Source organism: bacterium, from assembly GCA_021372515.1.
Classification (GTDB): domain Bacteria; phylum Gemmatimonadota; class Glassbacteria; order GWA2-58-10; family GWA2-58-10; genus JAJFUG01.
In genome coordinates this window covers 1-3,585 of sequence record JAJFUG010000077.1, presented here as the reverse complement: position 1 = coordinate 3,585, position 3,585 = coordinate 1, and the positions used below count along the sequence as shown (strand labels likewise).

At 65.1% G+C, this 3,585-nt stretch carries 3 protein-coding genes; 1 reads left to right on the top strand and 2 read right to left on the bottom strand.

Going from position 1 to position 3,585, the window contains the following annotated elements; all coding sequences use genetic code 11:
- The coding region (locus tag LLH00_08100) for a ribonuclease Z (GenBank protein MCE5271232.1) at positions 1-726 on the bottom strand (726 nt) is incomplete at its 3' end.
- A gap of 259 nt (positions 727-985) precedes the next feature.
- Between LLH00_08100 and LLH00_08095 the strand changes: the two genes are divergently transcribed.
- Positions 986-2,008 (top strand): aminopeptidase, encoded by a 1,023-nt coding sequence (locus LLH00_08095; GenBank protein MCE5271231.1) that lies wholly within the window; start codon positions 986-988, stop codon positions 2,006-2,008.
- A 260-nt stretch (positions 2,009-2,268) separates the two neighbouring features.
- Here the strand turns inward: LLH00_08095 and LLH00_08090 are convergent.
- Positions 2,269-3,585: heparinase II/III family protein (locus LLH00_08090; GenBank protein ID MCE5271230.1), on the bottom strand; the 1,317-nt coding region annotated here is incomplete at its 5' end.

The following is a 3,585-nucleotide window of genomic DNA, read 5'->3' as shown; positions in this document are numbered from 1 at the left end:
CTCGACAGTCACGCCGGTAAACTCCGCGCAGCGCGCGGCCATCTCAAGCGGGTCGAAGGGCGGGTAGACATGCACGAGCACGGCCCGCGCCGCCCCGGAGTCGCGCACCAGGCGCGCCACACCCGAGGGGCTCAGGTGGCCTTCCAGACAGTGGCTGTCATCCGTGGAGCACTCGCAGAGCAAAAGGTCGCAGCCGCAGGCCAACTTGGTAATCTCCGGGCAGTATTGGGTGTCGCCGCTGTAGACCAGGGCCCGGCCGTCGCTTTCCACCCGCCAGGCCAGGGACGCGCCTTTGCCGTGGCAGGCCGTTCCCGCGCGGACAGCCCAGGTTTCGGTGGCGACCATGTCACCGGGAGACAGTTCCCGCAGTTTCAGCTCGAAATTTTTGGGTGCTGCCGCGGGCCAGGCGGCGCAGACTTTCTCGAAGAAAGCCCCCAGGCCGGCCGGGCCGTAGACATCCAGGCGCGCACCCGGAGGTACGCCTGGAGCGTGGTTGAGGGCAAAGGTCAGGGCGGGCAGGTCTAAGGTGTGGTCCGGGTGCAGGTGGCTGATAAAGACCCGTTCGAGGCGCAGCCAGTCGATCCCGGCGCGCGCGCCCCGCTGGAGCGTGCCGGAGCCGCAGTCAAAGAGCAGGATTCCGTCTGCGTCCAGGCTCACCACGTGGCCGCTCATGCCGTACTCCGCTTTGGGGGCCATAGTGCCCGCGCCCAGGACTGTCAGCCGCAAAAGACGCTCCTTGTTTTATTTTAGCGAAAAGCCAGCCGGTGGTGGTCTCGTGTAGGGGCAATTCATGAATTGCCCCTACATTTTTCCTGTCCCGGACGCGGCCCCCAAAGGTAACTGCGGCGGCCGGGCGGCCGCTTTGAGGGTTATGCTGTTTCCTTTGTGCGCTCCTTTGAAAAATAAGCCCGCCGCCCTTATATTGCGAGTATGATCGTTGCGCGGCGCGCGCGGACCTATAACCCGGCTCAAGGGGGGAAACGCGATGGGTTCTCTGGAAAAAGGCGCCTGGCAGGCGGTGAATGTCTGCACCAAAGTCGCCCGCGGGGAAAATGTGGTGGTGATCACGGACCAGGACCGGTTCAAGATCGGTGTGGCCCTGACCAGCGAGGCCAAGAAAGCCGGGGCTGGGGTGACAGTGTTCCGGATGGAGGATTTCGGCGAGCGGCCGACAGAAGGCGGCAAGTCGCTGGCTTTCCCGGAGACAGTCGGCGCGGCCCTGGACAAGGCCCAGGTGAGTTTTTTCGCCGCCGGGGGCCGTCCCGGCGAGCTGCAGAGTTTCCGCAAGCCGATGCTGGAGCGGATCGAGAAGAACAAGACCCTCCGCCATGCCCACATGATCGGAATCACCGAGCAGATCATGGCCCAGGGGATGAGCCTGGATTACGAGAAAATCTCGGCCCTCTCACACAAGGTCTACGACGCCGTGCACGCGGCGAAGAGGATCCGGGTGACAACACCCGCGGGCACGGACATCACCGGCGTGTTTTCGCCAAATTTCCGCTGGGTGATCTCGGATGGGCTGATCGGGCCGGGCGAATGGATGAACCTTCCGGATGGCGAGGTGTTCACCTGCGCCGAGAGCGTGGCCGAGGGTTCGGTGCTGGTGGTGGACGGCACAGTGGGGGACTATTTCGACCAGAAATACGGGCCCCTGGAGAAAACGCCTCTGCGCATCGAGCTCAAGGACAGCCGCATCTCGGGACTGGAGTGCAAGAACACGGCCCTGCTGGAGGAGTTCCGCCGCTACACGCAGCAGGATGAGATGGCGGACCGTCTGGGTGAGTTCGCGATCGGCACGGCGGTGGGCCTGGAGAAACTGATCGGCAACCTGTTGCAGGATGAGAAATTCCCCGGCGTGCACGTGGCGTTCGGGGACGGCTACCCGGAGAAAACCGGCTCCAGCCAGCGCAGCAACGGCCACGTGGACGTGGTCCTGCAGCGCACATCCATCGAGGTGGACGGCAAGTTGATCATGAAGGACGGGAAGTTTTTGCTGGAGTATTGATCGGGTAGTTATGCGCTGAATACTTTACACACACCGATGTCTGACTCCGCCAACTCTCTTTTGGGCAGAGGGGTGGAGTGCAGCACCGGGTTGAAAGCATCGGCTGAAACCACTGGAAGTGGCAGGAAAATCCCCTCTCGAGAGGGGTGCCCGCGCAAGCGGGCGGGGTGTGTAAAGGTCGAGAAAAGACATAGAAAAAGGGGCACGGTGCGCCGTGCCCCTGCGCAAACATACCAAGCTTTCCCTGCCGACAAACCCACTCAGAACCTTATCCCACCCACACTGCTCTCGCTGATCGCCACCCGGCGGGTCTGGCCGGTCGCGGCTCGCGTGAGCGTATAATCGCCGGGGGCCAGGCCCTGGAACAGGAACTCGCCGTGGCTGTCCGTGACCGCTGTGGCCGCGGCCGCCCCGGAAAGGCTCACTGTCTCGCCCTCTTGCGCCAGGCCGTCCACCGCCACCACGCCGCTCAAGGAGTAAGTCACGCCCGGTCCGGTCAGGCTGTAGGCTTCCGGGTCACCGGGGCTCAGGCTGACCGTGTAGCCGCCCTCCAGGCTCAGGCTGACCCGCTCGGGTCCGGAGTCGAGCAGAGTGGCTTTCGGCGTGCCGCTCTCGCCGCGCCCCGGCAGGTAGATCGCGGTCAGGAACACCGTGCTCTCCTGGCGCGGGGCTTCCACCTCCAGGCGCCAGGCGGTGTCAACCTGGGCGTTGTAGGCCGGGATGGTGCTCCAGTTGCTGTCGCCGTAGGCGAAGGTTTTCCCCGGCCCGCCGGCCAGGTTCAGCTTGGCTTGCGCGGGCAGCAGGCAGAAGGCGCTGAAAGTCCCCTGGGCCGTGGCGCCCTGGCCACTTGCGTTCAGCTCGGCCGGGCTGTGGAAATAGATGGTTTTGGGATACTCCGCAGGTGCGCTGACCAGGTCGCACAGAACGATCCAGCCGGGCTTGAGGAAGAGCAACTGACGGCTCCAGCGTTGGACCTTGCCAGGAGTGTAAGCCCCGGCGGCCTCGCCCGCCACCAGGTCGTGGGAGCGGTCGTTGAGGAACACCGTTATTTTTCCGGTGGAACGCAGGTCGCTCTGCTCGCGCCACTGGCTCATATTGGCCGGCTTGAGGGTCCACTCCTGGATCACCTGGCCGCCGTCGTTGGCCGGCACGGGGACATCCTCCGGGCCGTGGAACCGCTCGGCCGGGTCGAGCACGGTCAGGCTGTTGTGGCTGATCGTGCGGATGCGCCAGTTGACATAGTGGCCGTGCACCTCGCCGTCATACACCCCCGGCTCGATCAGCCGCGCGGAGCCATCCCGCCAGGCGGTCAGCGTGCCCTGGGCGTCATGCTGGTGAGAGGTGTACCAAGGCCCGCAGTGGAACCTCACGTAGGCGGCGTCCCTGTCCCAGGAGCTGCGCAGAAGGGCCAGACCCAGGCCCGGGATCAGCCGTCCGGTGGGAAGATCTTCCGGGCCCGCCGGGGCCACGTCCGGGTCGGCGAAAACGAACTCCCACCAGGGACGGGACTGCAGAGTGTCGGCAAACGTGTCGCACCAGCGGCGGGCCAGGCCGGAGCCGTACTCGTGGGCCAGGGC

Excerpts from the sequence above, each read along its gene's own strand:
- LLH00_08095 (MCE5271231.1), top strand. The coding sequence starts at position 986 with ATGGGTTCTCTGGAAAAAGGCGCCTGGCAGGCGGTGAATGTCTGCACC.